29 protein-coding genes and 3 tRNA genes are annotated in these 26800 nt (G+C 51.6%); 18 read left to right on the forward strand and 14 right to left on the reverse strand.

All coding sequences use genetic code 11. The features are described 5' to 3' along the window. The 3 genes from dnaT to NNO08_RS15180 all read right to left on the reverse strand — a co-directional run bounded on the left by dnaT (position 1) and on the right by NNO08_RS15180 (position 1903). Positions 1–540, reverse strand: coding sequence for a primosomal protein DnaT (dnaT, locus tag NNO08_RS15170; RefSeq protein ID WP_271449395.1), 540 nt, complete (start codon positions 538–540; stop codon positions 1–3). A gap of 122 nt (positions 541–662) precedes the next feature. Then, positions 663–1136 carry a threonine/serine exporter gene (locus NNO08_RS15175; RefSeq protein ID WP_271457019.1) on the reverse strand — a complete coding sequence of 158 codons (474 nt, stop codon included), beginning with the start codon at positions 1134–1136 and terminating at the stop codon, positions 663–665. Continuing rightward, positions 1127–1903, reverse strand: a complete 777-nt coding sequence (locus NNO08_RS15180; RefSeq protein ID WP_271449394.1) for a threonine/serine ThrE exporter family protein — start codon at positions 1901–1903, stop codon at positions 1127–1129. Before NNO08_RS15180 ends, NNO08_RS15175 begins: the two co-directional genes overlap by 10 nt. A gap of 442 nt (positions 1904–2345) precedes the next feature. On the opposite strand from NNO08_RS15180, the gene NNO08_RS15185 reads away from it, so the two are divergent. Together NNO08_RS15185 and bglJ are read left to right on the forward strand one after the other, a co-directional pair. After that, complete coding sequence (locus NNO08_RS15185; RefSeq protein ID WP_271449393.1) at positions 2346–3071, forward strand: helix-turn-helix transcriptional regulator; 726 nt, start codon at positions 2346–2348, stop codon at positions 3069–3071. Next, the gene (gene bglJ / locus NNO08_RS15190) at positions 3032–3721 is read left to right on the forward strand and encodes a DNA-binding transcriptional activator BglJ (RefSeq protein WP_271441720.1); all 690 of its coding nucleotides are present in this window, start codon (positions 3032–3034) and stop codon (positions 3719–3721) included. The genes NNO08_RS15185 and bglJ overlap by 40 nt, the downstream gene beginning before the upstream one ends. 45 nt (positions 3722–3766) lie before the next feature. Here bglJ and NNO08_RS15195 read toward each other — a convergent pair whose 3' ends face one another. Beyond that, entirely contained in the window at positions 3767–4225 is a 459-nt protein-coding gene (locus NNO08_RS15195; protein ID WP_271455834.1) for a YbaK/EbsC family protein, read from the reverse strand. 235 nt (positions 4226–4460) lie between these two features. Between NNO08_RS15195 and NNO08_RS15200 the strand changes: the two genes are divergently transcribed. Next, positions 4461–4601 carry a hypothetical protein gene (locus NNO08_RS15200; protein ID WP_271441718.1) on the forward strand — a complete coding sequence of 47 codons (141 nt, stop codon included), beginning with the start codon at positions 4461–4463 and terminating at the stop codon, positions 4599–4601. Beyond that, complete coding sequence (locus NNO08_RS15205) at positions 4591–5934, forward strand: PTS sugar transporter subunit IIC (protein ID WP_271457020.1); 1344 nt, start codon at positions 4591–4593, stop codon at positions 5932–5934. Before NNO08_RS15200 ends, NNO08_RS15205 begins: the two co-directional genes overlap by 11 nt. A gap of 30 nt (positions 5935–5964) precedes the next feature. Here the strand turns inward: NNO08_RS15205 and fhuF are convergent, their stop codons facing one another. After that, a complete protein-coding gene (gene fhuF, locus NNO08_RS15210; protein WP_271457021.1) occupies positions 5965–6753 on the reverse strand; it encodes a siderophore-iron reductase FhuF in 789 nt (262 codons plus the stop codon). 109 nt (positions 6754–6862) lie between these two features. Then, the gene (locus NNO08_RS15215) at positions 6863–7939 is read right to left on the reverse strand and encodes a GGDEF domain-containing protein (protein WP_271457022.1); all 1077 of its coding nucleotides are present in this window, start codon (positions 7937–7939) and stop codon (positions 6863–6865) included. A gap of 252 nt (positions 7940–8191) precedes the next feature. Between NNO08_RS15215 and NNO08_RS15220 the strand changes: the two genes are divergently transcribed. Next, positions 8192–8428, forward strand: coding sequence for a DUF1435 domain-containing protein (locus tag NNO08_RS15220; protein WP_086523828.1), 237 nt, complete (start codon positions 8192–8194; stop codon positions 8426–8428). A 39-nt stretch (positions 8429–8467) separates the two neighbouring features. Here the strand turns inward: NNO08_RS15220 and NNO08_RS15225 are convergent. The 4 genes from NNO08_RS15225 to rsmC form a co-directional block, all read right to left on the reverse strand. Then, positions 8468–8554: transfer RNA gene (locus NNO08_RS15225), tRNA-Leu, on the reverse strand. Between the two features lie 33 nt (positions 8555–8587). Next, positions 8588–8674: transfer RNA gene (locus NNO08_RS15230), tRNA-Leu, on the reverse strand. 28 nt (positions 8675–8702) lie between these two features. Further along, positions 8703–8789: transfer RNA gene (locus NNO08_RS15235), tRNA-Leu, on the reverse strand. 205 nt (positions 8790–8994) lie between these two features. Then, positions 8995–10026: a 16S rRNA (guanine(1207)-N(2))-methyltransferase RsmC gene (gene rsmC, locus NNO08_RS15240; RefSeq protein WP_271441713.1), complete on the reverse strand. Its 1032-nt coding sequence runs from the start codon at positions 10024–10026 to the stop codon at positions 8995–8997. Positions 10027–10181: 155 nt separating this feature from the next. On the opposite strand from rsmC, the gene holD reads away from it, so the two are divergent. The 8 genes from holD (at position 10182) to NNO08_RS15280 (ending at position 16683) form a co-directional block, all read left to right on the forward strand. Further along, on the forward strand, positions 10182–10595 hold the full coding sequence (holD, locus tag NNO08_RS15245) for a DNA polymerase III subunit psi (RefSeq protein WP_137383810.1): 414 nt from the start codon (positions 10182–10184) through the stop codon (positions 10593–10595). After that, entirely contained in the window at positions 10564–11010 is a 447-nt protein-coding gene (gene rimI / locus NNO08_RS15250) for a ribosomal protein S18-alanine N-acetyltransferase (RefSeq protein WP_271441712.1), read from the forward strand. The genes holD and rimI overlap by 32 nt, the downstream gene beginning before the upstream one ends. A gap of 17 nt (positions 11011–11027) precedes the next feature. Then, positions 11028–11705 (forward strand): pyrimidine 5'-nucleotidase, encoded by a 678-nt coding sequence (gene yjjG, locus NNO08_RS15255; protein ID WP_271457039.1) that lies wholly within the window; start codon positions 11028–11030, stop codon positions 11703–11705. Between the two features lie 92 nt (positions 11706–11797). Further along, entirely contained in the window at positions 11798–13387 is a 1590-nt protein-coding gene (gene prfC / locus NNO08_RS15260) for a peptide chain release factor 3 (protein WP_016151601.1), read from the forward strand. Between the two features lie 299 nt (positions 13388–13686). Beyond that, positions 13687–14304, forward strand: a complete 618-nt coding sequence (gene osmY, locus NNO08_RS15265) for a molecular chaperone OsmY (RefSeq protein ID WP_271449389.1) — start codon at positions 13687–13689, stop codon at positions 14302–14304. Positions 14305–14432: 128 nt separating this feature from the next. Further along, positions 14433–14594 carry a DUF1328 domain-containing protein gene (locus tag NNO08_RS15270; RefSeq protein ID WP_003019081.1) on the forward strand — a complete coding sequence of 54 codons (162 nt, stop codon included), beginning with the start codon at positions 14433–14435 and terminating at the stop codon, positions 14592–14594. 242 nt (positions 14595–14836) lie between these two features. Beyond that, complete coding sequence (locus NNO08_RS15275; protein ID WP_271441710.1) at positions 14837–15910, forward strand: patatin-like phospholipase family protein; 1074 nt, start codon at positions 14837–14839, stop codon at positions 15908–15910. Further along, positions 15907–16683: a metal-dependent hydrolase gene (locus tag NNO08_RS15280; protein WP_271441709.1), complete on the forward strand. Its 777-nt coding sequence runs from the start codon at positions 15907–15909 to the stop codon at positions 16681–16683. The genes NNO08_RS15275 and NNO08_RS15280 overlap by 4 nt, the downstream gene beginning before the upstream one ends. 108 nt (positions 16684–16791) lie before the next feature. Here the strand turns inward: NNO08_RS15280 and NNO08_RS15285 are convergent, their stop codons facing one another. Both NNO08_RS15285 and NNO08_RS15290 read right to left on the reverse strand, forming a co-directional pair. After that, positions 16792–17655, reverse strand: a complete 864-nt coding sequence (locus NNO08_RS15285) for a YjjW family glycine radical enzyme activase (RefSeq protein WP_271457023.1) — start codon at positions 17653–17655, stop codon at positions 16792–16794. Further along, a complete protein-coding gene (locus NNO08_RS15290; protein ID WP_271457024.1) occupies positions 17627–19177 on the reverse strand; it encodes a YjjI family glycine radical enzyme in 1551 nt (516 codons plus the stop codon). The genes NNO08_RS15285 and NNO08_RS15290 overlap by 29 nt, the downstream gene beginning before the upstream one ends. 261 nt (positions 19178–19438) lie before the next feature. On the opposite strand from NNO08_RS15290, the gene deoC reads away from it, so the two are divergent. The 4 genes from deoC to deoD all read left to right on the forward strand — a co-directional run bounded on the left by deoC (position 19439) and on the right by deoD (position 23842). Then, positions 19439–20218 (forward strand): deoxyribose-phosphate aldolase, encoded by a 780-nt coding sequence (gene deoC, locus NNO08_RS15295; protein ID WP_003019042.1) that lies wholly within the window; start codon positions 19439–19441, stop codon positions 20216–20218. A gap of 107 nt (positions 20219–20325) precedes the next feature. Continuing rightward, positions 20326–21648: a thymidine phosphorylase gene (gene deoA, locus NNO08_RS15300; RefSeq protein ID WP_271441706.1), complete on the forward strand. Its 1323-nt coding sequence runs from the start codon at positions 20326–20328 to the stop codon at positions 21646–21648. A gap of 51 nt (positions 21649–21699) precedes the next feature. After that, positions 21700–22923: a phosphopentomutase gene (gene deoB / locus NNO08_RS15305; protein WP_042312511.1), complete on the forward strand. Its 1224-nt coding sequence runs from the start codon at positions 21700–21702 to the stop codon at positions 22921–22923. A 199-nt stretch (positions 22924–23122) separates the two neighbouring features. Continuing rightward, the gene (gene deoD / locus NNO08_RS15310) at positions 23123–23842 is read left to right on the forward strand and encodes a purine-nucleoside phosphorylase (protein WP_000224864.1); all 720 of its coding nucleotides are present in this window, start codon (positions 23123–23125) and stop codon (positions 23840–23842) included. Between the two features lie 149 nt (positions 23843–23991). Here the strand turns inward: deoD and lplA are convergent, their stop codons facing one another. Both lplA and NNO08_RS15320 read right to left on the reverse strand, forming a co-directional pair. Next, positions 23992–25008: a lipoate--protein ligase LplA gene (gene lplA / locus NNO08_RS15315; protein ID WP_271457025.1), complete on the reverse strand. Its 1017-nt coding sequence runs from the start codon at positions 25006–25008 to the stop codon at positions 23992–23994. A gap of 21 nt (positions 25009–25029) precedes the next feature. After that, on the reverse strand, positions 25030–25671 hold the full coding sequence (locus NNO08_RS15320; RefSeq protein WP_137383800.1) for a YtjB family periplasmic protein: 642 nt from the start codon (positions 25669–25671) through the stop codon (positions 25030–25032). 116 nt (positions 25672–25787) lie between these two features. On the opposite strand from NNO08_RS15320, the gene serB reads away from it, so the two are divergent. Continuing rightward, positions 25788–26756 carry a phosphoserine phosphatase gene (gene serB / locus NNO08_RS15325; RefSeq protein WP_202039572.1) on the forward strand — a complete coding sequence of 323 codons (969 nt, stop codon included), beginning with the start codon at positions 25788–25790 and terminating at the stop codon, positions 26754–26756. The last annotated feature ends 44 nt before the right edge of the window (positions 26757–26800 follow it).

Genomic DNA, 26800 nt, shown 5'->3' on the forward strand with positions numbered 1-26800 from the left:
TTATCCCCTAAAACCTGGTGGAATATGGCTGTCAGGTTCGCTGACACTGTTAACATCGCGCTTGGGCATCCCGCCATTGCTGGCCCGGCCTATTTGTATGCTGCGTGCCAGTTTTTGCTGCCACTGGATATGGTGAAAGACTTTGCCTTCGGCTTGCCAGTAGGCAACAAATGAAGCCAGTTCTTCTGTGGTGACGGGCTCTCTTAGCGCCACTCCCCATAACGCCGCCTGACGCTGGAAGTCAGCATCTGGCTGCCAGTCAGCGTACATCGCAAATTTACCCATTGGCACGGCAACCGGTGCCGCTTGCGGCTCTTCATAGAATTGGGCATCTAAGGTTACATCGCTTCCCGGGCGTGACAGCTTCTCTTCAAGCGCCAGCAACTCTGCCAGTCGTGCTGGGGTTACGGCGTAAAAAGCAGGCGCATTATTGGCAAAAACAGCCACAGCGCCAGCCGCCGACTTCGCCAGCACCGCGTTGTGATCGTGTAATAAGGCGTCAATACTGATGACGTCCGGAGTCAAAATTTTGCAGGACATAATGTTTCTCAATACTGAACAACAACCGAGAAGGGACTGCTTTTATAGTAACACAGAGAAAGAGGAGAGCAGCAGATGAGGGAAGGTTCCCCCATCTGCAAAGGGGTAAACAGGTTCACTCGTTACACGCGCGGACGTTTGCGATACAGCCATAATCCTGGCACGGAAAGCCCAATTGAGAGTGCGCCTACAATTGATGATGCTTTCAGGAAGTTGGTCAGCAGGGTGATCATCAGCGCTTCGCTATAGCCGAAATGACCGATCTTTACGGCGGATATCATAGCGGTGTAGGCGGAGATCCCTGGAAACATAGGGATCACTGCCGCAACGGTGAAGACTTTCGGATGTGCCAGATACCATCGTGACCACTGGATCCCAATGCAGCCTACCAGCAACGAGGCCATAAAGGTGGACCATTCGATATTGAATCCAGCGGTCATCATAACCATTCGGGAACCGTGTCCCAGGGCACCCAACAACGCACACCAGGGAAGCGCCCGATGTGGAACATTAAAGACCATGGCAAATCCTACTGCCGGGATGGCAGAAAGGATAATGTCCTGTATGAGTGCCAAAATAAAATCGATCACGCCCATCCGCGAAGCCCCCATAAGGTCATAGACATCACCACGCCAATACAGGTTGCCAGCGTAAGCAGACTGGCAATCGCCCAGCGAGCGAGGCCGGTGTTAATGTGTCCTTTAAACATATCCGCAACCGAATTGATCAACGGAAAACCGGGAACCAGTAACAGCACGCTGGCGGCCATGGCTACAGTAGGCGTGTGATTAAACGTCGGTAGCGTAAGCAGCAGCCCGGATATGGTGGTTGCCACAAAAGCGGTGATACAAAAGTTGATTTGTGGATGCAAATGCCGGGAAGCCAGGATCTGGCGAATGTACATGGCGATCATGCTGGCGAAAAAGGTAATCATCGCGCCATCCCAGCCGCCGTTATTGAGCTTACAAAAGCAGGCGCAGGACAATCCGACCATGAAAGCAACCAGCCATCTGGGATAGCGCAGCGGTTTGATTTGGTTAAACCGTTTCTCTACCCCTTTTTCGTCCAGCAGATTATGTTCTGCCAAAATAACAATGTGTTGCACTTCCGTCACGACGTGCATATTGATGCCACGATCCTGATTTTTTCGGGTCGATGTCAGGCATTGTCCGTCTTTGATCGTCGTCAGGACGATGGCATTCGATGATATGGCACTTTCTACACTGTCCATCCCAAGCGCCAGACCCAGACGGGTGGAAAGTTCATCGACTAACGCGCTTTCTGCGCCATGTTGCAGTAAAAAAAGCCCGCATTGTATACATAACCGTGTAACCGTTCTTTGTGACGACAGCTCTGTTTGCATAGCTCGCTCTGACTAAAAGATGCTCTCTTAATGAAGAATATCTTCTTTTTATCATGAAGCGCGAGTCCGTTGGCTCTGGATAAGATCAATCTTTGTGTTGAAAAAAGAAACAGGTCACTCGGCGGTTGCAGAGAATCGTATCGTGGAGCCACTCTTGAACCAGGGCTAAATTTTCTGAGGTGAACAGTAATTACGTAAGGAATGCTAATAATTTAATGTAGTTATTTTAATTGTACAATGAATGTACTTATGCGTAATTATGTCATGATAAATTTATAGTGTGATGTTATTGGGAATGTAGCATCACCGTTCCCTATTCAGAATAGGGATAAATAATTCATCCTGTCTATTGTTCAACGCATGTCTATTTATTAATTATTTTATTTGATTGTAGGTGATACTTGCGTGAGCAAGATTGAAGACATGTGAATATGGAGGAGTTATGTTGCTGGGACGCTGCAAGAACGCAATTATTATTAGTAAATTACCCATCATACAAACTGGGCTTAAAGGGGTAATGCAGGCGCATTTCTCCGATTACAAACTGACCTACTGCCGCTCCGTAGAAGAACTGACATTGTTGCAACTGCGACGTTCAGATCTGGTCATCGCTGATTTAACCGGAGATTGTAGCCATCCGCGTTTGATCTGCGAACAATATTATTCTTTGTTACCCCAATACCGTGATATTCACTGGGTCTTTCTCGTTTCTCGAAATTATTATCCTGTGGCCGTTGAGTTGCTGATGTGTCCAATCAGTACGCTGTTATCCGATGCCGAACCAATCGACAGTTTAGTAAATGCTATTGATGCGGGGAATATTTATGCTGACAGAATTAGCCCTGTATTGCTCTCTCCGGTCATAACACCAGAAAGACAGGATCCTAGCGTACATTCAATTATTCTGACGCTATCTGAACGGAAAGTGCTACGGCTTCTGGGAAAGGGCTGGGGGATTAATCAGATTGCCACATTACTTAAAAAAAGTAATAAGACCATCAGCGCCCAGAAAAATAGTGCGATGCGTCGTCTGTCAATACACAGCAATGCGGAGATGTATGCCTGGATAAATAGTTCTCAAGGAGCACGAGAATTGAATCTACCTTCAGTTTATGGAGAGACCACGGAATGGAAGACAGAAGTATCAAAAGAAATGTCGCACTGGTAGAAAAGTGTGTAATGAGCAGTGTGGGTATTTATAATTTATTTAATGCCAGACCGAATAACCAATACCGACTCCATCCCTTTTCACGACAGCCAGCCTTCAGCCAGGCGATGTCACAGACGTCATTTTCCGCGGTTATTTTTTCACTTTCCGCGAAAAGAACCGATCGCCGCACCGGTCTGGCTTATCTGACGGAGCTGGCGGTGAAACACCCTCGCATCAAGCGAGTAGTCATTGCCGATGATGATGATGAGGCGCGGTTAATTGGCTCGCTGTCACCGTCACCACTGGATGCCGTGATTAGCAAAGCATCCACGCTGAGTGTGTTACAGGAAGAATTATTTGCAGCGCTGGAGTGTGTCAGAGGGGAAACAGAGGATACAAAAAAACTCTGGTATATCAATCAATGTCGCATGCTTAGCCCAACCGAGCGCGAAATTCTGCGCTATATGTCGAATGGCTATTCGATGCTGCAGATTGCGATTGAGCTTGAGCGAAACATTAAAACGATTCGCGCGCATAAATTTAATGTGATGTCCAAACTGGGTGTGAGTTCGGATGCCGGGTTACTGGACGCTGCCGATATTCTGTTGCATGTACGCTCTGCAGAACCGTCTTCTTTTCGTCGTACTGCCCCGTTATGGCGCGCTTGAGAAAAGGTGTATCAGCTTAGTTATTGGCATGGAAAGGCACATCGATCACTGGCACACATCAACCCAGGTCGCCGCAGTCAGTTCTGCTATCCTCTCTGGCGTGATGCGAACCGCGCTATGAGTGGCTCCAGCCGCAGGGAGCACTTCAGTGTAGTGTTTCAACGAGACATCACAGTACACCGATATTGGTGTCTCCAGGCCGAAAGGACATACGCCTCCCACGGGATGGCCTGTTGCGATGACCACTTCATCGCTACTCAGCATGCGCGCTTTGGCACCAAACGTATTTTTCAGTTTTTTATTATCGAGGCGCGCATCTCCTCTGGCGACGACCAGGATAATGTCGTTTTTCACCTTTAGTGACAGCGTTTTTGCTATCTGCCCTGGTTCGACGTTATGGGCTTTTGCTGCCAGATCGACGGTGGCGGTGCTTTGATCTAATTCGATGATTTCAATATCTGGCGCATGTTGCGCAAAAAACTGCCGCACTGATTGCAAACTCACTCTTTTCTCCCTCTCGCTTATCCGCAGCCCTGTATAGCAGAAAACCGCCTGGCGTAATTTGTCATAGGGGAAGCGTTACTGTAAATATTTTATTGTAACAACATAGCAACATCGGCAGTTTTTCGATCACCTTCACAATCAAAGAAACCGGTTACAGTAACCGGTTGCAGAATGTTGAAATGGCGATTAATACTGAAGCTGTCACTTCCTCTGTATCACATAATAAGAGCCATCTATGAAACTTAACTTTAATAGCGGTAGCGCTGGCGTTCCTCCCGGCACGGTTGCGAAAAGTGGTAACGGGCCTTACGTGGTGGTGTTGATACCAGCACATTTACAGGGTTTTGCACAACAGGAGAGCGGCTATGTCTACTAACCATGCTGTGTTTAATGTGATTTTCCGCTTTGTTGAAAACTACGTTAGCCCTGTCGCCGGACGCATTTCTTCACAACGTCATGTGATGGCAATACGTGATGGTTTCATTTCGGCAATGCCGTTTATGATTGTAGGATCTTTTCTGCTGGTTTTTGCCTATCCTCCTTTTTCGCCGGATACCACCTGGGGATTTGCCCGCGCATGGCTGGATCTGGCAAAACAATTTGAAGGCCAGATACTCACGCCGTTTGATATGACGATGGGGATCATGTCGGTCTATATATGTGCCGCCATTGCTTACAATCTGGGTAAACACTATGTGAAGTCGTATCAGCTGGATCCGTTTATGTGCGCGATGCTGTCCATCATGGCGTTTTTACTGATTGCTGCACCGAAAACCAAAGGTTCGATGCCGGTTGATAGCCTGGGAGGGACGGGGATTTTCACCGCGATCCTCGTGGCGATTTATTGCGTTGAGATGATGCGGTTCCTGAAGGCACACAACATCGGGATCCGCTTACCCGATCAAGTGCCGCCGATGATCAAAAACTCATTTGATCTCCTGATCCCAGTGCTGGTTGTGGTATTGACGCTGTACCCGCTGAGCCTGGTGATACAGTCGCAGTTTGATATGCTGATCCCTCAGGCCATTATGGCAATCTTTAAACCGCTGGTGTCTGCTGCCGATTCTCTTCCGGCGATACTGCTGGCGGTATTGATAGGCCACCTGCTGTGGTTTGCCGGGATTCACGGGGCGGCGATTGTGTCCGGGATGCTGCAAATGTTCTGGCTGACCAACCTCGGCATGAATCAATCGGCGTTGGCGCAGGGGGCTCCTTTGCCGCATATCTTTATGGAAGCGTTCTGGACGTTCTTCATCGTGGTGGGGGGATCGGGGGCGACGATGGGGCTGGTGATTTGCTATCTGCGCAGTCGTTCTGCCCATTTACGCTCGATTGGACGCCTCAGCGTCGTCCCAAGTATTTTTAATATCAATGAACCGGTGATTTTCGGTACGCCGATAGTGATGAATCCGGTGTTCTTTATTCCGTTCCTGCTTGCGCCGATGGTGAATGCTGTCTTGGCCTGGGCAGCGATGAAGCTGGATTTGATTGGTCGCGTCATTTCTGTAGTACCCTGGACCGCACCGGCCCCGGTGGGGGCGGCATGGGCGTTAGGCTGGGATTTTCGTGCGGCGATCCTGGTGGTCGTGTTGGCGCTGGTTTCTGCCATCATCTACTTCCCCTTCTTTAAGGTCTATGAGAAGCAACTGCTGGCGCAGGAAAAAGAAGAAGCCCAGCGTATAGAAGAGGAAAGTCAGCAGGTAGCGTAATCGTGCAGGCGAGGGGCTGCGGCTCCTCGCTTACTTTAACGTGCAGTCACCGCATTGCTGAACATCGGGCAAGCGATAGCGTTGACAGCAGGTTCTGCGTACTAACAGTCCCTCACGTGGAACGACGGTACGCCACAACGGATTATCCTGACCACAGGAGAGCTGTTTCTCAAAGAAGCAGGTTTGACGCAATGTTGTCAGCAGTTCTTCACCTAACAGCGACTTCATTTCCGTTAAATACCAGTGGATGAGATACCCGGTATTGCTCCAGATAAGTTTCGCGTTGATCTCACCGGTTGATTCCAGCGCCTGAACCACCGGTGTCAGGGCTGACAAAATCAGCGTTTCCATGCGTTGTTGCGGTGAGAGTGCAGTGGTCTGGTGATCCTGATGTACATCTATCCAGAAACATGCGGCACGCCCGGTTTCGTGAAACTCCACGTGCATATGTTCCGGCGCGACATCAATGGCTTCTTTTTGCGTCAGCAGAGCCACCATGAGCGGGGGCATCATCAGGCCGATATACCATTGCGCCCAGAGGGAGATCAGCGGTTTATTTTCGCGTACTAACGTGGGCTGGTTGCGGTAGATGTGGTCTGAATAAACGGCCAGAAGCGAACTTAACGTTGTCGGTTGCGTCCATTCATATAATGTCATTGCACCTTGCGGTGGGGTCTCGTCAAGACGAATAAAATCCAGCAAGTGTTCGCGAGTTTGGGCTATGGTCGCACGCACGGAAGCCGCCAGCGAGGGCATCTCTGAAGGGAGATGGCTGCGCCAGATGACATCTTCAACGATGGGTGCGGAACGGTAAGCCATAGCTATATAAGGATGTTAATCTAAATGATAATGATTGCTAATCCTATAGGCGAGAGTAAACGATGGCAAGATCTTTGTCGCAATATCGGGCAGTTCCGCACGGATAAACTCAGGAAGAGGTGCAGTTTATCCGCAGCTCATCGCTGACCAGGGTGTTGTTTCGACCGAGATTCTTGGCCTCATAAAGCGCTTTGTCTGCTCTGGTAATCGCGGAGTCAATATCCTGATCCACTAAAGGCGCAATGCCGATGCTGACCGTCACATTGGTTGCTACGCTCTCATTAAACATATGAGGGATCTTAAGGTCGTATACTTTCTGGCGGATACGCTCAGCTGCGGCCTGCGCCTGCTGTGGATCGACGGCGGTCAGTAACACCATAAATTCTTCGCCACCAAAACGCGCGACCACATCCCGGGAGCGTACGGAATCACGAATCGCGGCAGAAACGCGAATTAACGCCTGATCGCCCATCATATGTCCGTAATGGTCGTTATAGGCTTTGAAATGATCGATATCCAGCAATAAGACGTAATGCTTCGCGTTGCTCAGTGCTAGCAACGTATCGAGTCGGTGTTGCAGCCCACGACGGTTATACAGCCCCGTCAGCGGATCGAGCATACTGAGGCCGTTCAGGGTTTCTCGCTCTTCCAGCAGTTTGTACATCAGCTGTTGGGCAAAGCCGTCGTAGCGCTTTTGGATCACATGTTGAATGGCAATCCCGGCCATAGGCAATGCCATAAAATAGAAAATGCGTAGACCATGCTCACTCCCGTTAAGCCATAGACAGACGACGACTGAGGGTAACGAATGTAGCGTAAAGGCGATGATATTGTTGGCAAAAGCGATAGAGCCAATAAACAACACACTGAGAAGCGCTATTAACAGAAAATAATAATCGTTATTACCCAGTATTGTGAATTTCAACACAATATGGGCTGCCCACAACAAACCGAAAATGATTGAAATAAAAGGAAGATTAATTCTTTTATTCGCATATTTGCCATGCCATGCCAACAGCAATGTACTGGCGACCAGGATGAGCAACGCCGGGACAGATAAGGCTTTGACGGTAAAAAGTGGGAAAACAAGCGTAAACAGCGCGGAGACTGCGTTGAGAAGCAGAAACAGACGTAAAGAGAGTTGATATTTCTTAGTGCGCAGAGTTCGCCAGGATTGTACTGTCATAGGTAAATATTGTTATTTATCTGCAATATACGAAGGTGTGTTTGTAAGGAAAAATGATGAACGAAAAATCATTCGTTCAGGTCGTTATTGTTTTTTGATGAAAAGCTAACCGGCGAGCAATTTATCACCTTAAATTATTCATGTCATCAATCGTTAAGTAAAACTCATAGAATTGATAGCCTTTCCCGGCTGACAAATGAGAAAATTTATCATATGATATTGGTTATCATTATCAATGTCATAGGTGAAACCATGTTGCAACGTGCGCTGGGCAGTGGATGGGGAGTTTTGCTGCCGGGGATAGTGATTGCCGGGCTGGCATTTACTGACCTGTCACTCGACGCATGGAAGGCGATGATTGTATTAGGGCTGCTGCTGACTTCGCTAATGCTGTACCACAAACGCTTACGGCATTTCGTTTTGTTACCTTCATGTGCAGCACTGATCGGCGGTATTGTTCTGGTGATGATGAACTGGAATCAGGGATGAGTAAAACAGAGATGAAAACTGAAAGGAAAATAAGATAATTGGTGCGAGGGGGGGGACTTGAACCCCCACGTCCGTAAGGACACTAACACCTGAAGCTAGCGCGTCTACCAATTCCGCCACCTTCGCACAGTCATCTTACTTTTTTTGATATCGCCTCGTTGGTGCGAGGGGGGGGACTTGAACCCCCACGTCCGTAAGAACACTAACACCTGAAGCTAGCGCGTCTACCAATTCCGCCACCTTCGCCCAGTGCGAGCAATATCAACGTGGATTATGGTGCGAGGGGGGGGACTTGAACCCCCACGTCCGAAAGGACACTAACACCTGAAGCTAGCGCGTCTACCAATTCCGCCACCTTCGCATACCATCGACACTCAAAAAGTATCGTTACCACGGAGGCGCATTCTAGTGGTTTTCAACTTTTCGTCAATAGTTAATTGCCCAGGACGCGATTAATTGATGTAAAAATGGGCGCTAACCGTAGGCCGGATAAGCGATAGCGCCATCCGGCAATACTCGGTGTCACGCCGGATGGCGGCGTAAACGCCTTATCCGGCCTGCATCAGTTAGGCTTTTTTCGCCTGACGCGTCATGATGGTACGATAAACCTTGAAACGACCGGTCTGTGCGATAACTTCATGGAAACCAAACACCTCATCCAGCACTTTCGGATACGGCAGGAAGGCGTTGGCCACGATACGCAGCTCACCGCCGCTGTTCAAGTGACGAACTGCCCCGCGAATCAGCGTTTGAGCTGCATCAAGGCTGGTCTGCATGCCATCGTGGAACGGTGGGTTAGAGATGATCATATCAAAGCGACCCGTCACGTCAGAAAAGACGTTACTGGCAATCACCTCACCTTCAATGCCGTTGGCCGCAAGCGTTGCGCGACTGGCTTCAACCGCGGATGCGCTGACATCGCACAGGGTCAGTCGAACTTTCGGCGAGTGACTGGCTAATGCAACAGAGAGCACGCCCGCGCCACAGCCGACATCCAGAACCTTGCCCTTAGTGTGCGGCGTCAGCGTAGAGAGTAGCAACTGGCTGCCGACATCCAGTCCGTCACGGCTGAATACGCCAGGCAAGGTTTTGATGGTCAGATTGTCGATGGTGTATTCATCCCAGTATTTTTCTGCATCAAAAACGGGCTGTTTTTCCAGGCGACCATGATAAAGACCACAGCGACGGGCGCTGTCGACTTTATTCAATGGCGCGTATTCGGCCAACATCTGCTCTGCGCTGCGCACACCGCTGCGGTTCTCACCGACAACAAAAATATCGGTGCCGACGGGTAACAGCGACAGAATATTCATCAGTTGGAACTGGGCTTCTGGCTTATTCTTCGGCCAGTAGTAGATCAGCGTATCGCTGTCAGCAACGTCATCGGCTTGGGCGACGAGGCTAAAGCGGACGTTATCACCCATTTGGCGGTTCAGTACCTGCCAATGGTGCAACTGCTGAGTATGCGCGCGGCTGGCGGCGCTTGCGAATTGGGCTGGCAGGTCATCCTGCAAATCACCGGCAAACAGAATACGGCTTTGTTCGAAATCATCACTGTGGCGCAGCAAGACTTCACTTGCCGGGGTAAAAGCAGACATGGAATGCTCCTTAATTTATATAGGGTGCGATTATATACACAAAATCATTCAAGCTGAATCAAGGCGGTCTGCGGGATGATGTGTATCGTTGTTTGTTGGCGCTGATTCGACGAATTTGCTATATTTGCGCCCCTGATAGACAGGAGTGTTTCGCTATGACATCCCGACGAGACTGGCAGTTACAGCAACTGGGCATTACGCAGTGGTCGCTGCGCCGTCCTGGCGCGCTGCGGGGCGAGATCGCGATTTCAATTCCTGCGCATGTCCGTTTGGTGATGGTTGCTGCACAGTTACCCGCGCTAACCGAACCGTTAATGAGCGATATTTTACACGCATTGACCGTGAGTCCGGATCAGGTTTTACAACTGACGCCTGACCGTGTCGCCATGCTGCCGCAAGGTAGCCGCTGTAATAGCTGGCGGCTGGGAACCGAAGAGCCGCTGCTGCTGGAGGGCGCTCAGGTCGCCAGTCCTGCGTTTAATGAATTACGGGATAACCCAGCGGCACGCGCCGCGTTATGGCAACAAATCTGCGCATATGAACACGATTTCTTCCCTCGAACCGACTGATTTACCTGCAGCATTTCAGATTGAAAAACGCGCCCACGCCTTTCCGTGGAGTGAAAAAACATTCGCCAGCAACCAGGGCGATCGTTATCTCAACTTTCAACTGACCGTTGACGGCACGATGGCAGCCTTTGCGATTACGCAGGTCGTGCTGGATGAAGCTACGCTGTTCAACATCGCCGTTGATCCTGACTTTCAACGCCGGGGGCTGGGGCGTGAGCTGCTGGAATACCTGATCGATGAGCTGGAAAAACGCGGTATTCTGACGCTGTGGCTTGAGGTTCGCGCCTCGAATGCTGCGGCAATCGCATTGTATGAAAGCCTTGGCTTTAACGAGGCGACGATTCGGCGCAATTACTATCCGACAGCCGATGGTCACGAAGATGCCATCATAATGGCATTGCCAATCAGCATGTAAGACAAGGTGTAATGATGATGAAGTGGGACTGGATTTTCTTTGATGCCGATGAAACGCTGTTTACGTTTGACTCGTTTACCGGCTTACAGCGGATGTTTCTCGACTATAGCATCACCTTTACCGCTGAAGATTTTCAGGACTACCAGGCCGTGAATAAACCGCTGTGGGTGGATTATCAAAACGGCGCAATTACCTCATTACAGCTGCAGCATGCTCGTTTTCAGAGCTGGGCTGAGCGCCTGAAGGTCGAGCCAGGCCAGCTAAACGATGCGTTTATTAATGCCATGGCGGAAATCTGTTCGCCGTTACCGGGGGCCGTGTCGCTGCTTAATGCGATTCGCGGTAAAGCAAAGATTGGCATCATTACCAATGGTTTTACTGCATTACAGCAAATCCGTCTGGAGCGTACGGGCCTGCGCGACTATTTCGATCTGCTGGTGATTTCTGAGCAGGTTGGGGTGGCAAAACCCGATCCCCGTATTTTTGACCATGCGCTGGAGCTGGCGGGCAACCCTGACCGTTCCCGTGTGCTGATGGTGGGCGACACCGCAGAGTCCGATATTCTTGGTGGCATTAACGCCGGGCTATCCACCTGCTGGCTAAATACGCACCGCCGCGAGCAGCCAGCGGGCATTCAGCCGACCTGGACTGTCGTGTCGTTAAGCGAACTGGAGCAGCTCCTGTGTAAACACTGATTGCCTCCCCCCCATTGATGGGTAAAATAGCCGCAATTTTTCGTATTCAACTTGCGCGGCACAATGCCGTGCTTACCTAAGAAGATTTGACTATGACGTTGTCTCCTTATTTGCAAGAGGTGGCCAAACGCCGCACTTTTGCCATTATTTCTCACCCGGATGCCGGTAAAACGACAATTACTGAAAAGGTGCTGTTATTCGGACAGGCAATTCAGACCGCCGGTACAGTAAAAGGCCGTGGCTCCAGCCAGCATGCCAAGTCTGACTGGATGGAAATGGAAAAGCAGCGTGGTATCTCAATTACCACCTCTGTCATGCAGTTTCCGTATCATGACTGCCTGGTAAACCTGCTGGATACCCCGGGGCACGAAGACTTCTCCGAAGATACTTACCGTACTCTGACAGCGGTGGACTGCTGCCTGATGGTTATCGATGCCGCGAAAGGCGTTGAGGACAGGACCCGTAAACTGATGGAAGTTACCCGTCTGCGCGATACGCCGATCCTGACCTTTATGAACAAACTCGACCGTGACATCCGCGATCCAATGGAGCTGCTGGATGAAGTCGAGAACGAACTGAAAATCGGCTGCGCGCCGATCACCTGGCCGATTGGCTGCGGTAAGTTGTTCAAGGGCGTCTATCACCTGTACAAAGATGAAACGTATCTGTACCAGACCGGTAAAGGCCATACGATTCAGGAAGTGCGCATTGTTAAAGGGCTGAATAACCCTGAACTTGACGCTGCCGTAGGTGAAGACCTGGCGCAGCAACTGCGTGACGAGCTGGAGCTGGTGCAGGGCGCGTCTAACGAATTCGATCATGAGCTGTTCCTTGCCGGTGAAATCACGCCGGTCTTCTTTGGTACTGCGCTGGGTAACTTCGGTGTTGACCATATGCTGGATGGCTTAGTGGAGTGGGCGCCAGCGCCGATGCCGCGTAAAACCGACACCCGCGTTGTAGAAGCCTCAGAAGAGAAGTTCACCGGTTTCGTCTTTAAAATTCAGGCCAACATGGACCCGAAACACCGCGACCGTGTCGCTTTCATGCGTGTGGTTTCCGGCAAGTACGAGAAAGGCATGAAAATGCGTCAGGTACGTATTGGTAAAGACGTGGTGATCTCCGATGCGCTGACCTTTATGGCCGGTGACCGTTCTCATGTGGAAGAGGCGTATCCTGGCGATATTCTTGGTTTGCATAACCACGGCACGATCCAGATCGGCGATACCTTTACTCAGGGTGAAATGATGAAGTTCACCGGTATTCCGAACTTCGCACCGGAACTGTTCCGCCGTATCCGTCTGAAAGATCCATTGAAGCAGAAGCAGTTGTTGAAAGGGCTGGTTCAGCTGTCAGAAGAGGGCGCAGTGCAGGTCTTCCGTCCGATTGCCAACAACGATCTGATCGTTGGCGCCGTCGGTGTGCTGCAGTTCGACGTGGTGGTTTCTCGTCTGAAGAGCGAATACAACGTTGAAGCGATTTATGAGTCAGTCAACGTGGCGACTGCGCGCTGGGTAGAGTGTTCTGACGTGAAAAAATTCGAAGAATTTAAGCGTAAAAACGAAATTCAGCTGGCGCTGGATGGCGGCGATAACCTCACCTATATCGCGCCGACCATGGTTAACCTGAATCTCACCCAGGAACGTTACCCTGACGTTCAGTTCCGCAAAACGCGCGAACACTAATCTGCCTTCCAGGGTGCGGTATTCACCGCGCCCTGCAACTTTTCCTGTCTTTTAAATCCCTTGCGGAATGTTCTTAAATCCCCTGAGTTTTGTTTGCTTTTTAATCAATTCAGACATCAGCCACGAAATCGTGAACTATATTTAACAATGTGATGACATAAATATCGGCTTTTAATGCTCTTCATTAAGCATTTTTCAGCCTCTTTAGCTGATATTTATTTCAGTCACGTGATTAGTTGCTGGTTATGACCGCTAAGTGGCAGAACATCGCTATAAGCACAACAAACAGGAATACATCGATGACAATGACAGGACTTAAGATTTCTAAAACGCTACTGGCCGTGATGCTGACTTCCGCTGTCGCAACGGGTTCTGCCTATGCAGAAAACGGCACAATGGATAAAGCGCAATCCGGGCTCGAAAGTGCGGGGCAGAAAGTCGATAGCTCTATGAACAAAGTCGGTAATTTCATGGATGACAGCACCATCACCGCCAAAGTAAAAGCCGCGCTGGTGGACCACGAAAGCATTAAGAGCACCGATATCTCCGTCAAAACGGACCAGAAAGTGGTGACGTTAAGTGGGTTCGTTGAGAGCCAGGCTCAGGCCGAAGAGGCCGTTAAAGTTGCGAAAGGCGTTGAGGGCGTGACCTCCGTTAGCGACAAACTGCACGTGCGTGACAGCAAAAACACCTCTGTAAAAGGCTATGCGGGTGATACGGCTATCACCAGTGAAGTGAAAGCCAAGCTGCTGGCTGATGACATTGTCCCTTCTCGTAAAGTGAAAGTTGAGACGACCGATGGCGTGGTCCAGCTTTCAGGAACCGTCGATTCACAGGCGCAAAGTGAGCGTGCTGAGAGTATCGCTAAAGCAATTGATGGCGTGAAAAGCGTCAAAAACGACCTCAAAACTCAGTAATTCGACTTAATTCGTCCTCCTGACGTTTGTCGGGAGGCGCGTTGTGCACCACACTGAAAATATCGCCGATGAGCAGCCTGAGCGCTCATATCAAGCGGTCGACATTAACTATGGTAAAGGAGAAGCATATGTTTCGATGGGGCATCATATTTCTGGTTATCGCGTTAATTGCCGCCGCTCTGGGATTTGGTGGACTGGCGGGTACCGCAGCAGGCGCTGCAAAAATTGTTTTTGTGGTGGGGATCATCCTGTTTCTGGTCAGCTTGTTTACTGGGCGTAAACGACCCTAGCGTATCCCCTTTATTGTTCAAGTTACAGGTGCGTTGGCTACGTGCACTTACCCGAATCACTTACCAGAGTAAGCTCATCGGGACTCACGCCCTTGCCGCCTTCCTGTAACTCGAATTATGTTGGGGATTAGCTGTAAAGAAAAATTGCTACTAAGCCAGTCCATTGGACTGGCTTTTACGGTTTTAGCGCCGGGCAATTTGCGTTACCTTGTTGCTCTATTACAAAAAACAGGAAGGCAGAGGTGGGGCAGAGAATACCCGTCACGCTCGGTAATATAGCGCCGTTATCGTTACGTCCATTTCAACCAGGCAGTATGGCGCTGGTGTGCGAAGGCGGGGGGCAACGGGGGATCTTTACTGCCGGCGTACTGGATGAGTTTATGCGTGCGCAATTTAATCCTTTCGATCTCTTCTATGGGACATCTGCTGGCGCGCAAAATCTGTCGGCCTATCTCTGTAACCAACCCGGCTACGGGCGCAAGGTGATCATGCGCTACACCACCCGACGTGAGTTTTTTGACCCGGTACGATTCGTACGCGGGGGGAATCTCATCGATCTCGACTGGCTGGTGGACTCCACCGCTGCGCAGATGCCGCTGGCGCTGGATAACGCGGAGCGCCTGTTTGAGGCAGGTAAAGCGTTTTATATGTGCGCCTGCCGGGGAGATGACTACACACCGGGCTATTTTTCGCCGAACCGGCACAATTGGCTGGATCTCATTCGTGCATCCAGTGCGATTCCGGGATTCTATCGTTCAGGGGTTGTGTTGGATGGTGTGAACTATCTGGATGGTGGAGTCAGTGACGCCATACCCGTTCAGGAGGCGGCGAAGCAAGGGGCGAAGACGTTGGTGGTGATCCGCACCGTGCCTTCGCAAATGTACTACACCCCACAATGGTTCAAACGTATGGAGCGTTGGCTGGGGGAGAGCAGTCTGCAGCCGCTGGTGAATCTGGTTCAACATCATGAAGCCAGCTACCGCGCGATTCAGCGCTTTATCGAAAAACCGCCGGGCAAGCTGCGTATTTTTGAGATCTACCCACCAAAACCACTCCATAGTATGGCACTGGGGAGCCGCATTCCGGCATTGCGTGAAGACTACAAAACCGGACGCCTGTGCGGGCGCTATTTTTTGGCAACGATTGGTAAACTGTTGGCGAAAAATGTGCCGTTGCCTCGTCAGACGCCGAAGATTGTGGTGCCCAGCCCGGTGGTGGTTCCACCTGCCCCCGTTGCCAACGACGCCCATGCATCCGTTGCGAGCAGTGCGCCCCAGGCCAATGATACGACGTTTAATAATGAGGATCTGGCGTGAGTCCCCGGTTCATCGATACGCATTGTCATTTTGATTTTCCCCCCTTTACCGGCGATGAGCCAGCCAGCCTCCAGCGTGCGGCTGACGTTGGTGTGCACCATATTATTGTTCCGGCAACGCAGGCGATGAACTTTTCACGCGTACTGGCGTTAGCGGAAAATTATCCTTCGTTGTATGCCGCGCTGGGTCTGCATCCCATTGTTATTGAAGATCACGATGATGACGGTCTGGACAGGTTGCAACAGGAATTGGAGCAACGATCGCAGAAGCTGGTGGCGGTCGGTGAGATCGGGCTGGATCTCTGGCGTGAAGATCCGCAGTTTGATAAGCAGGAAAGGGTGCTGGAAGCACAGCTTAAGCTGGCGAAGCGTTACGATCTTCCGGTGATCCTCCATTCGCGCCGTACCCATGACAAGTTAGCTATGCATCTTAAACGCCATGATCTCCCGCGAACCGGTGTGGTGCATGGCTTTTCCGGAAGCCTGCAACAGGCAACGCGTTTTGTACAACTGGGGTACAAGATAGGTGTCGGTGGGACCATCACCTATCCACGCGCCAGCAAAACGCGTGAGGTGATGGCGACGTTGCCACTGGAATCGCTGCTGTTGGAAACCGATGCGCCGGATATGCCGCTTAACGGTTTTCAGGGTCAGCCTAATCGTCCTGAGCAGGTGGTCAGAGTCTTTGAGACATTATGCGTACTGCGTCAAGAGCCTGCGGACGTGATAGCAGATGCGCTGTATCGCAATACGACGGCGTTGTTTAATGTGTGAGGTATCCTGCGCTCCGTAGGCCTGATAAGCGAAGTGCATCAGGCATATCTTTGCCGGATGGCGGCTGCGCCTTATCCAGCCTACACATGAAGTCGTTGCATTCGGTAATCACAGGTACAGCGCCGGGAAGATCACATTATCCACGCCACGATTGCGTAACGCATTTGCCAGTTGCTCCACATCTCCCGGTGTGGCACTCGGCCAGGATTGCGCTTCGCCATACACCCCATGCGCATGAAAGGCATTTAGCCGCACAGGCACGTTACCTAAGCGATGAATAAACGCAGACAGCGGGTCGATGTGTTGCAGATAGTCTACCTGACCGGGGATCACCAACAGGCGTAATTCCGCGAGTTTTCCCTGGTCAGCCAGAAAGATAATACTGTTTTTAATCAGAGTATTATCGCGCCCTGTCAGTTGCAGATGACATGCGCTATCCCAGGCTTTTAGATCGAGCATCGCACCGTCGCAAACCGGTAGCAGCTTTTGCCAGCCGGTTTCGCGTAGCATGCCGTTACTGTCTACCAGGCAGGTCAGGTGCTGTAGCTGCGGATCGGCTTTGATCGCGCTAAACAGCGCAACAATAAACGGTAACTGTGTTGTCGCCTCACCACCGCTGACCGTCATTCCTTCAATAAACGGCGAGGCTTTACGAACATGCTGCAGCACCTCATCCACACTCATGGTTTGCGTCATCGGTGTGGCCTGCTGAGGACACATATGCAGGCAGGTGTCGCATTGCTGGCAAATATCAGATTGCCACCATACTTTTCCCGCGCTCAGACTCAACGCTTCATGCGGGCAATGCAGCACACATTCCCCGCAATCGTTGCAACGTCCCATCGTCCACGGGTTGTGGCAATTTTTACAGCGCAGATTACATCCCTGCAGGAACAGGGCCAGGCGACTCCCCGGCCCGTCGACGCAGGAGAAGGGAATCAGCTTACTGACTAAAGCGCATCTGCTGTTCATGGCTGATCACTCGGGGTTGTCGTTCCAGAATACGCGTATTGCGCGCGGCTTCTTCACCCAACCAGGTGGTGTTGGTACGTGAACCTTCGGTACGATATTTTTCCAGATCCGACAGGCGCACCATGTAGCCGGTCACACGGACCAGATCGTTTCCGCTCACGTTGGCGGTAAACTCGCGCATACCGGCTTTAAACGCGCCGAGGCAAAGCTGTACCAGCGCCTGCGGGTTACGTTTGATGGTTTCGTCCAGTGTGAGAATATCGCTGATCCCGGCGTGATAATACGCATGATGCGGCGCGACGGTTTGCAGATGGGTGATGGGATCGGGTTCATCACCATAAGGCAGGCGAGCGCCCGGCGTGGTGCCGATATCAGAACTGATACCCGACTGCGCATGCAGCATCGCGCGCTGCTTCCAGCCATATCTCACCGGCGTGTTGTTAACAAAGTCGGCGAGCTGGGCGCTAATACGATAACCAAGCTGATTAGCGTACTCATCTTTGCCGTAGCGAGCGTTCTCCCCCGCCTTATCGCACAGCAGGTTTACGGCTTCTGCCAGGCCATACATGCCAAACATAGGCACAAAACGTTCGGGATCGATCAACCCTTCCTGCACCAGGAAGCTATTCTCAAAGAAATGTGATTTCTCGTAGAGGAATTCACATCGTGAATTAATGATGGCGATTTGCTGTTGGCAGTAATGCGGTAGGGTACGCGTAAAGAAGTCATCGACAGAGGTACTGCGCTCTGCAATGGCTTTCAGATTGAGTCTGACCAGCGTACTTCCACCGCCCGCCAGTGGCAGTGAGTTGTAACAACTGACGACGCCATAGTGGCCTTTTGTGAAAATTTTATCATTTTCAGGGCCGTTAGAAATGTGCGGTTTACTGCATTCGCAAATATTTTGCGCGACGTTGAGCAGCAGATCGTCAGGTGTAATTTGCGGATCATAAATAAATGTCAGATTGGGCGAAACCTGCTTTAACTCTGCATCTGCGCGTAAAATTGCCCGCGTTACGGGCGTGTCGGCAGGACCAATATTGGCGTGCATAAACGCATCGGGCAGCGTTCTGTCGAGATAGCGCCAGAAACGTTTTATTCGAACATCGATCTCGTCTTGTGTTAGAATTCTAACATACGGTTGCAGCAACGCATCGAGTTGGCCGAGATACACCGGCATCGACGTCACTGACGGAACGTGGTGGTAAAGAATGGTGAGTAAGGATAATGCGTCATCGAGATCCTTTGCGCCTTCCAGTTCCAGCCATGATGAGCCGTTGGCCAGAAAACGCGCGTAATCGGGTAATACGTAGCGCGGTTTGAACGGGGCATGGCCTTCGTACATATCGCAGATAACCCCGTCATCCAGCGCCTGGCGTGCTTGTGCAGGCAGTTGCGGATACGGCAAAGCGTTTTCTGCCTCCAGTGCCAGAAAATGACGTTTTTGTTCAGGGCTGAGCACTGGACTGGTCACGATTTGTTGGCAGCGCTGTTGCAGCGCGAGTTCGCTTGACGTGGGCATCGTTGGTTCCTTTATGTACTGAAGGTTAAGCGCCATTGTAGGAAGCAACGCAGCACCATCCTTTGATCCGGATGCGCCTGATGTCACCGCATGCCGCCAGTAAAGGTCATTTATTTGAACTAGATCTCATTAGAGTAATGCAAATCTGTATGTGGTTTTCATTAACTGTGATGTATATCGAAGTGTGATTGCGAGCGGATGTTAGAATACTAACAAACTCGCAAGGTGAAATTTTATACGGCGATGCCGTTGGAGAATGTTATGACCGATTTAACAGCAAGCAGCCTGCGTGCACTGAAACTGATGGACCTGACCACCCTGAATGACGACGACACTAATGAGAAAGTGATCGCGCTGTGTCATCAGGCGAAGACCCCGGTTGGCAACACTGCTGCAATCTGCATCTATCCGCGTTTCATCCCTATTGCGCGTAAGACTCTGAAAGAGCAGGGCACACCGGACATCCGTATTGCCACCGTGACTAACTTCCCGCATGGCAACGACGATATCGAGATCGCGCTGGCAGAAACCCGCGCCGCGATTGCCTACGGTGCAGACGAAGTTGATGTGGTATTCCCGTATCGTGCACTGATCGCAGGCAATGAGCAGATTGGTTTTGATCTGGTTAAAGCCTGTAAAGACGCGTGCGCAGCAGCCAATGTGCTGCTGAAAGTGATCATCGAAACTGGTGAGCTGAAAGAAGAAGCACTGATTCGCAAAGCATCTGAAATCTCCATCAAAGCCGGTGCTGATTTCATCAAAACATCTACCGGTAAAGTACCGGTCAATGCGACGCCGGAAAGCGCACGCATCATGATGGAAGTGATCCGCGATATGGGTGTTTCTAAAACGGTTGGTTTCAAACCGGCTGGCGGCGTGCGTACTGCAGAAGATGCACAGCAGTTCCTGGCAATTGCCGACGAACTGTTTGGCGCTGACTGGGCCGATTCCCGTCATTACCGTTTTGGTGCGTCCAGCCTGCTGGCTAGCCTGCTGAAAGCACTGGGTCACGGCGACGGTAAGAGCGCAAGCAGCTACTAAGTTTGGATTGCCCATCGTAGGCCGGATCAGGCGCTAGCTGCCATCCGGCATCAATACGACCTGCCGGGGAGTACAGTGCTTTCCCGGCTCATAATCGGGAGGTTACCTTGTTTCTCGCACAAGAAATTATTCGTAAAAAACGTGATGGTCATGCGCTGAGTGATGAAGAAATTCGTTTCTTTATTAACGGTATTCGCGACAACACCATCTCTGAAGGGCAAATCGCCGCCCTGGCGATGACCATTTTCTTCCACGATATGACAATGCCTGAGCGTGTCTCGCTGACCATGGCAATGCGTGATTCAGGAACCGTGCTGGACTGGAAAAGTTTGCAGCTGAACGGCCCGATTGTGGATAAACACTCTACCGGCGGTGTAGGTGATGTGACGTCACTGATGTTAGGCCCGATGGTCGCAGCCTGCGGCGGCTTTATCCCGATGATCTCCGGGCGCGGTCTGGGGCATACCGGCGGTACGCTCGATAAACTGGAAGCGATCCCGGGATTTGATATCTTCCCGGACGATGCGCGTTTCCGTGAAATTATTAAAGACGTGGGTGTGGCGATTATTGGGCAAACCAGCTCACTCGCACCGGCGGACAAACGTTTTTATGCCACCCGCGATATCACCGCGACGGTGGATTCCATTCCACTCATCACGGGTTCCATTCTGGCTAAAAAGTTGGCGGAAGGACTGGATGCGCTGGTGATGGACGTCAAAGTAGGTAGTGGCGCCTTTATGCCGACCTACGAACTCTCTGAAGCCCTTGCCGAAGCGATTGTCGGCGTGGCAAACGGTGCGGGGGTTCGTACCACCGCGCTGTTAACGGATATGAATCAGGTGCTGGCCTCCAGTGCAGGCAACGCGGTTGAAGTCCGTGAAGCGGTGCAGTTCCTGACCGGTGAATATCGTAACCCACGCTTGTTCGACGTTACGATGGCGCTGTGCGTGGAGATGTTGATCTCCGGTAAACTGGCGAAAGATGACGCAGAAGCCCGCACGAAGTTGCAGGCCGTACTGGATAACGGTAAAGCGGCAGAAATTTTTGGCCGCATGGTTGCGGCGCAGAAAGGCCCAACCGACTTCGTGGAAAACTATGCGAAGTACCTGCCGACGGCAATGCTCAGCAAAGCGGTATATGCTGATACCGAAGGTTTTGTCAGCGCAATGGATACCCGTGCGCTAGGTATGGCGGTCGTTTCCATGGGCGGCGGTCGTCGTCAGGCTTCGGACACCATTGATTACAGCGTCGGTTTCACCGACATGGCGCGTCTGGGCGATAGTGTTGATGGTCAGCGTCCGCTGGCGGTAATTCACGCCAAAGACGAAGCCAGCTGGCAGGAAGCGGCGAAAGCGGTCAAAGCGGCAATCAGCCTTGACGACAAAGCGCCAGAAATTACACCGACAGTCTATCGTCGTATAACCGATTAACTGTATACTGATCTGATCGCTTTTTTGCGGCGCAGATGTATGGAGAACAAGATGAAACGTGCATTTATTATGGTGCTGGACTCCTTTGGTATTGGTGCGACTGAAGATGCGGATCGCTTTGGCGACGTAGGTTCAGACACTATGGGTCATATTGCAGAAGCCTGTGCGAAGGGCGAAGCTGACAATGGCCGCAAAGGCCCACTGAATCTGCCTAACCTGACTCGTCTGGGTCTGGTGAAAGCTCACGAAGGATCGACGGGTAAAATTGCTGCGGGTATGGACGGCAACGCGGAAGTGATTGGTGCCTACGCATGGGCGCATGAACTCTCTTCCGGCAAAGACACACCCTCTGGCCACTGGGAAATCGCGGGTGTTCCGGTTCTGTTTGACTGGGGTTATTTCTCCGATCATGAGAACAGCTTCCCACAAGAATTGCTGGATAAACTGGTTAAGCGTGCCAATCTGCCGGGCTACCTCGGTAACTGCCATTCTTCCGGTACCGTTATTCTGGACCAACTGGGTGAAGAGCATATGAAAACCGGCAAGCCGATTTTCTATACCTCCGCTGACTCCGTGTTCCAGATTGCCTGCCACGAAGAAACCTTTGGCCTGGATAAGCTCTACGAGCTGTGTGAAATCGCTCGTGAAGAACTGACTGAAGGCGGCTACAACATTGGCCGTGTTATTGCGCGTCCGTTTATCGGTGACAAAGCTGGTAACTTCCAGCGTACCGGTAACCGTCACGACCTGGCTGTTGAGCCGCCAGCGCCGACGGTACTGCAGAAACTGGTCGATGAGAAAAAAGGCCATGTCGTGTCCGTGGGTAAGATTGCGGACATCTACGCGAACTGCGGTATCACTAAAAAAGTGAAAGCAACCGGTCTGGACGCGCTGTTCGACGCTACCATCAAAGAGATGAAAGAAGCGGGTGATGAGACGATTGTCTTCACTAACTTCGTGGACTTCGACTCTTCCTGGGGCCACCGTCGCGATATCGCTGGCTATGCTGCTGGTTTGGAGTTGTTCGACCGCCGTCTGCCAGAGTTGATGGAGCTGGTAGGTGAAGATGACATTCTGATCCTGACCGCTGACCACGGCTGTGACCCGAGCTGGACTGGCACTGACCATACCCGTGAACACATTCCGGTGCTGATTTACGGCCCGAAAGTGAAACCTGGTTCTTTAGGCCACCGTGAAACCTTCGCGGATATTGGTCAGACGCTGGCGAGCTACTTTGGTACGTCGCCAATGGACTACGGTAAAAACATGCTGTAATACCCGTTGTCTTTCGCGCTGTAGATGCGTTGACTTCATTCGCTCACCCCGGTCACATAGTTAATCTATGCTCCCGGGGATTCACGAATTCGTCGCCTTCCTACAACGCGAAATCCTTAGGGTATTTGAATAGGTTTTGTAGGCCTGATAAGGCGTAGCCGCCATCAGGCGATAACATCAAATTAAAAGGGAACTGAAGATGGCAACTCCACATATTAATGCAGAAATGGGTGATTTCGCTGACGTCGTATTGATGCCGGGCGACCCGCTGCGTGCGAAGCATATTGCTGAAACTTTCCTCGAAGATGTTCGTGAAGTAAACAACGTTCGCGGCATGTTAGGTTTCACCGGGACTTACAAAGGCCGTAAGATCTCTGTTATGGGTCACGGTATGGGTATCCCGTCCTGCTCCATCTACACCAAAGAGCTGATCACGGATTTCGGCGTGAAGAAAATCATTCGCGTAGGCTCCTGTGGCGCTGTGCGTATGGACGTCAAACTGCGTGACGTGGTTATCGGTATGGGTGCTTGCACCGACTCCAAAGTTAACCGTATCCGCTTTAAAGATCATGACTTTGCAGCTATCGCTGACTTCGACATGGTGCGTAACGCTGTTGATGCGGCAAAAGCGCTGGGCGTTGACGCGCGCGTGGGCAACCTGTTCTCCGCTGACCTGTTCTACTCTCCGGACGGTGAAATGTTCGACGTGATGGAAAAGTACGGCGTACTGGGCGTGGAAATGGAAGCGGCGGGTATCTATGGTGTTGCGGCTGAATTTGGTGCGAAAGCGCTGACCATCTGCACCGTGTCCGACCATATCCGTACTCACGAGCAGACCACTGCCGCTGAACGTCAGACGACCTTCAACGACATGATCAAAATCGCACTGGAATCCGTTCTGCTGGGCGATAAAGAGTAAGCGTTGTGATGCCCGGTGGCGCTGTGCTGGCCGGGCCTACGGGAATGCCGCTATTAATGCCTGATGGCGCTTCGCTTATCAGGCCTACAGGAGCGGTCTTGTAGGCCGGATAAGGCGCAGCCGCCATCCGGCAATTCGCCACTAATCGCTTAACGCACGGCCTTCGCCACCCACGCAGCCAGTTCACGCAGCTCGTTTTCCTGATCCGGATATTCCGTAACCAGCGCTTCGCAAGTCTGATGTAAAACATCGGCGCGATACTGGCAGCCCTGTAGCCGCTCCGCCAGCGCTTCTAACGGCGCGGGATTGAGACTGTCGGTAAACACCTGTGTGCGCGTGATATGACCTTTTTCAACGTCGAAATGCAGCTCAACGCCACCCCAGGTGAAACGCTCGTCCAGCAGATGTGAAAACGCTGGAGCTTGGCCAAAGTTCCACTCCCAACTGCTCTGGCGGGCAAAGGTTTCGGCAAAATTCGGCAAATCCGGCGTTTTGTCAGGAGAGATAATTTCGGCATCTACGCGTTCGCCGTAGTGTTCAAAAAAGGCTTCTGTAACAGCCTTACACACCTGTTCGTGGGTAATGCCCGGTAACAATTCAGTCAAATTGGCAACTCGCGAGCGCACAGAGGTAATCCCTTTCGCGGCGAGTTTCTTTTTATCGGGGTTCAGGTAGTTGGCCAGTCGACTGAGATCGGCATTCAACAGCAGTGTTCCGTGGTGAAATCCACGATCCTTGGTTTCCCGATATGCGGAACCAGAGACTTTGCGATCGCCCTCGGCAGTTTTAACCACCAGATCGTTACGCCCGGAGGCATCGGCGTTTACACCCAACGAATTCAACGCATTCAATACGATAACCGTGGAGATGGTTTTGTCATACTCCGGTTTGCCGGCCATAAAGGTAAAGCAGGTATTCCCGAGATCGTGAAATACCGCGCCACCGCCGCTGCTGCGACGTGCCAACCGCACGTTGTCCTCTTCCATTCGGCGGGTGTTACACTCTTTCCATGGGTTTTGCGCGCGGCCAATAACCACCGTATCAGCGTTACGCCATAAAAACAGGACGCGCTGCGTGGCGGGCATCTGGCGGAAAATGCACTCTTCAACGGCCAGGTTAAACCAGGGATCGTGAGAGTCAGAGATAAGCAGGCGTAGTGTGGTCATGGTCGATTTCCTTTCTTTGAATTACTCTTTTTTCTCGTTGTCTTCTTCCTGTACCGGTTTGTTCGCGGTCAGCAGGAAAGGGGATTGCTGCCAGCGGGTACGCTTGCCTTGCAATAATGTGCGAGTGAGGACTACGCCAATAGCCAGTGACAGGAGCAGCATCAGGCGTAAGATGTTGGTGGTGTTGTCTACCTGCTTCGCTTCGGTGGCAAGCGTGTGGGTGTCGAGTGTCAGGCGCAGATAACCCAGCGGACCGTTTCTCCCCTGAATGGGCTCAACGATTTGCTGATTAAAATAGCCCCCGGCCTTTTTGCCATCGAGCGCCAGCCGGTCACGGACATTGACGCTCTCACCGGTGCGGGTAATCAGATCGCCCTGTTCATCGTACACACCAGCATCCAGAATACGGCTACTCTCCGTTAACTGTGTGAGTACGGCTTTGATGCGTTTTTCATCCGGTGTTTCGGTACGCATCAGCGGCGCGACGTTTAAGGTGACCTGGCGGGCCAGTGTACGGGCCAGTTCTTCCAACTGCGGATTACGTTGCTGCTGGTGGCTTTGACTAAACCAGGATGCACCCTGCATCAGGGCGACAAGCAACGCGAGACAGGACAATACAATCACTGCACGATGAAGTCGGAATTTCAGTTTTGCGCGAGCCATATTCCACCTGCTGAAAATTTGAGGCTTAATGTTGCCAGAAGCGCTGGTTACAGGGTAGCCTCATGCGTTATTTTCCCCTGGATGATTCCGACCCGAACGATTTTACAGGAGCTTTAATGCCTAACATTACCTGGTGCGATCTACCTGAAGATGTCTCTCTGTGGCCAGGTCTGCCCCTTTCTTTAAGCGGTGATGAAGTCATGCCGCTGGACTACCACGCGGGCCGCAGTGGCTGGCTGCTGTATGGTCGTGGGCTGGATAAACAGCGTTTAACGCAATACCAGAGCAAACTGGGTGCGGCGATGGTGATCGTAGCCGCCTGGTGCGTTGAGGATTATCAAGTGATTCGCCTCGCGGGGTCGTTAACACCGCGCGCGACAAAACTGGCGCATGACGCCAAGCTGGATGTTGCGCCATTAGGTAAAATCCCCCATCTGCGTACGCCAGGGCTACTGGTGATGGATATGGACTCTACGGCTATCCAGATCGAATGTATCGACGAAATCGCCAAACTGGCCGGAACGGGCGAAATGGTTGCGGAAGTGACCGAACGCGCGATGCGTGGTGAACTGGATTTTACCGCCAGTCTGCGCAGCCGGGTTGCCACCCTGAAAGGGGCCGATGCCAACATTCTGCAACAGGTGCGCGAAAACTTACCGCTGATGCCTGGCCTGACGCAACTGGTGTTGAAGCTGGAAACGCTCGGCTGGAAAGTGGCTATTGCCTCCGGTGGTTTTACCTTCTTTGCGGAATACCTGCGTGAAAAACTGCGACTGACTGCCGTTGTGGCGAATGAGCTGGAAATCATGGACGGTAAATTCACTGGTAATGTGATTGGCGATATCGTTGATGCGCAGTACAAAGCCAATACCCTGACACGCCTGGCGCAAGAGTATGAAATCCCGATGGCGCAGACGGTGGCGATCGGCGATGGTGCCAACGATCTGCCGATGATCAAAACGGCAGGTCTGGGGATCGCCTACCATGCAAAACCGAAAGTGAATGAAAAGACGGAGATCACTATCCGTCACGCTGATCTGATGGGCGTGTTCTGCATTCTCTCCGGCAGCATGAACCAGAAATAATTTTGATGTCGGATGACGGCTGCGCCATCCGACAAAAGCATTAA

The organism is Citrobacter sp. Igbk 17 (assembly GCF_028069775.1).
In the GTDB taxonomy this organism is placed as follows: domain Bacteria; phylum Pseudomonadota; class Gammaproteobacteria; order Enterobacterales; family Enterobacteriaceae; genus Citrobacter.

Coding starts and splice junctions, on each gene's coding strand:
- NNO08_RS15270 (WP_003019081.1), top strand. CDS start 14,433: ATGTTTCGATGGGGCATCATATTTCTGGTTATCGCGTTAATTGCCGCC.
- deoD (WP_000224864.1), top strand. CDS start 23,123: ATGGCAACTCCACATATTAATGCAGAAATGGGTGATTTCGCTGACGTC.
- NNO08_RS15290 (WP_271457024.1), bottom strand. CDS start 19,177: ATGCCCACGTCAAGCGAACTCGCGCTGCAACAGCGCTGCCAACAAATC.
- holD (WP_137383810.1), top strand. CDS start 10,182: ATGACATCCCGACGAGACTGGCAGTTACAGCAACTGGGCATTACGCAG.
- NNO08_RS15200 (WP_271441718.1), top strand. CDS start 4,461: ATGAAACTTAACTTTAATAGCGGTAGCGCTGGCGTTCCTCCCGGCACG.
- prfC (WP_016151601.1), top strand. CDS start 11,798: ATGACGTTGTCTCCTTATTTGCAAGAGGTGGCCAAACGCCGCACTTTT.
- rimI (WP_271441712.1), top strand. CDS start 10,564: ATGAACACGATTTCTTCCCTCGAACCGACTGATTTACCTGCAGCATTT.
- NNO08_RS15185 (WP_271449393.1), top strand. CDS start 2,346: ATGTTGCTGGGACGCTGCAAGAACGCAATTATTATTAGTAAATTACCC.
- NNO08_RS15215 (WP_271457022.1), bottom strand. CDS start 7,939: ATGACAGTACAATCCTGGCGAACTCTGCGCACTAAGAAATATCAACTC.
- dnaT (WP_271449395.1), bottom strand. CDS start 540: ATGTCCTGCAAAATTTTGACTCCGGACGTCATCAGTATTGACGCCTTA.
- yjjG (WP_271457039.1), top strand. CDS start 11,028: ATGAAGTGGGACTGGATTTTCTTTGATGCCGATGAAACGCTGTTTACG.
- NNO08_RS15320 (WP_137383800.1), bottom strand. CDS start 25,671: ATGGCTCGCGCAAAACTGAAATTCCGACTTCATCGTGCAGTGATTGTA.
- deoB (WP_042312511.1), top strand. CDS start 21,700: ATGAAACGTGCATTTATTATGGTGCTGGACTCCTTTGGTATTGGTGCG.
- osmY (WP_271449389.1), top strand. CDS start 13,687: ATGACAATGACAGGACTTAAGATTTCTAAAACGCTACTGGCCGTGATG.
- NNO08_RS15220 (WP_086523828.1), top strand. CDS start 8,192: ATGTTGCAACGTGCGCTGGGCAGTGGATGGGGAGTTTTGCTGCCGGGG.
- NNO08_RS15285 (WP_271457023.1), bottom strand. CDS start 17,655: ATGAACAGCAGATGCGCTTTAGTCAGTAAGCTGATTCCCTTCTCCTGC.
- bglJ (WP_271441720.1), top strand. CDS start 3,032: ATGGAAGACAGAAGTATCAAAAGAAATGTCGCACTGGTAGAAAAGTGT.
- NNO08_RS15180 (WP_271449394.1), bottom strand. CDS start 1,903: ATGCAAACAGAGCTGTCGTCACAAAGAACGGTTACACGGTTATGTATA.
- rsmC (WP_271441713.1), bottom strand. CDS start 10,026: ATGTCTGCTTTTACCCCGGCAAGTGAAGTCTTGCTGCGCCACAGTGAT.
- NNO08_RS15205 (WP_271457020.1), top strand. CDS start 4,591: ATGTCTACTAACCATGCTGTGTTTAATGTGATTTTCCGCTTTGTTGAA.
- serB (WP_202039572.1), top strand. CDS start 25,788: ATGCCTAACATTACCTGGTGCGATCTACCTGAAGATGTCTCTCTGTGG.
- fhuF (WP_271457021.1), bottom strand. CDS start 6,753: ATGGCTTACCGTTCCGCACCCATCGTTGAAGATGTCATCTGGCGCAGC.
- lplA (WP_271457025.1), bottom strand. CDS start 25,008: ATGACCACACTACGCCTGCTTATCTCTGACTCTCACGATCCCTGGTTT.
- deoC (WP_003019042.1), top strand. CDS start 19,439: ATGACCGATTTAACAGCAAGCAGCCTGCGTGCACTGAAACTGATGGAC.
- NNO08_RS15175 (WP_271457019.1), bottom strand. CDS start 1,136: ATGGGCGTGATCGATTTTATTTTGGCACTCATACAGGACATTATCCTT.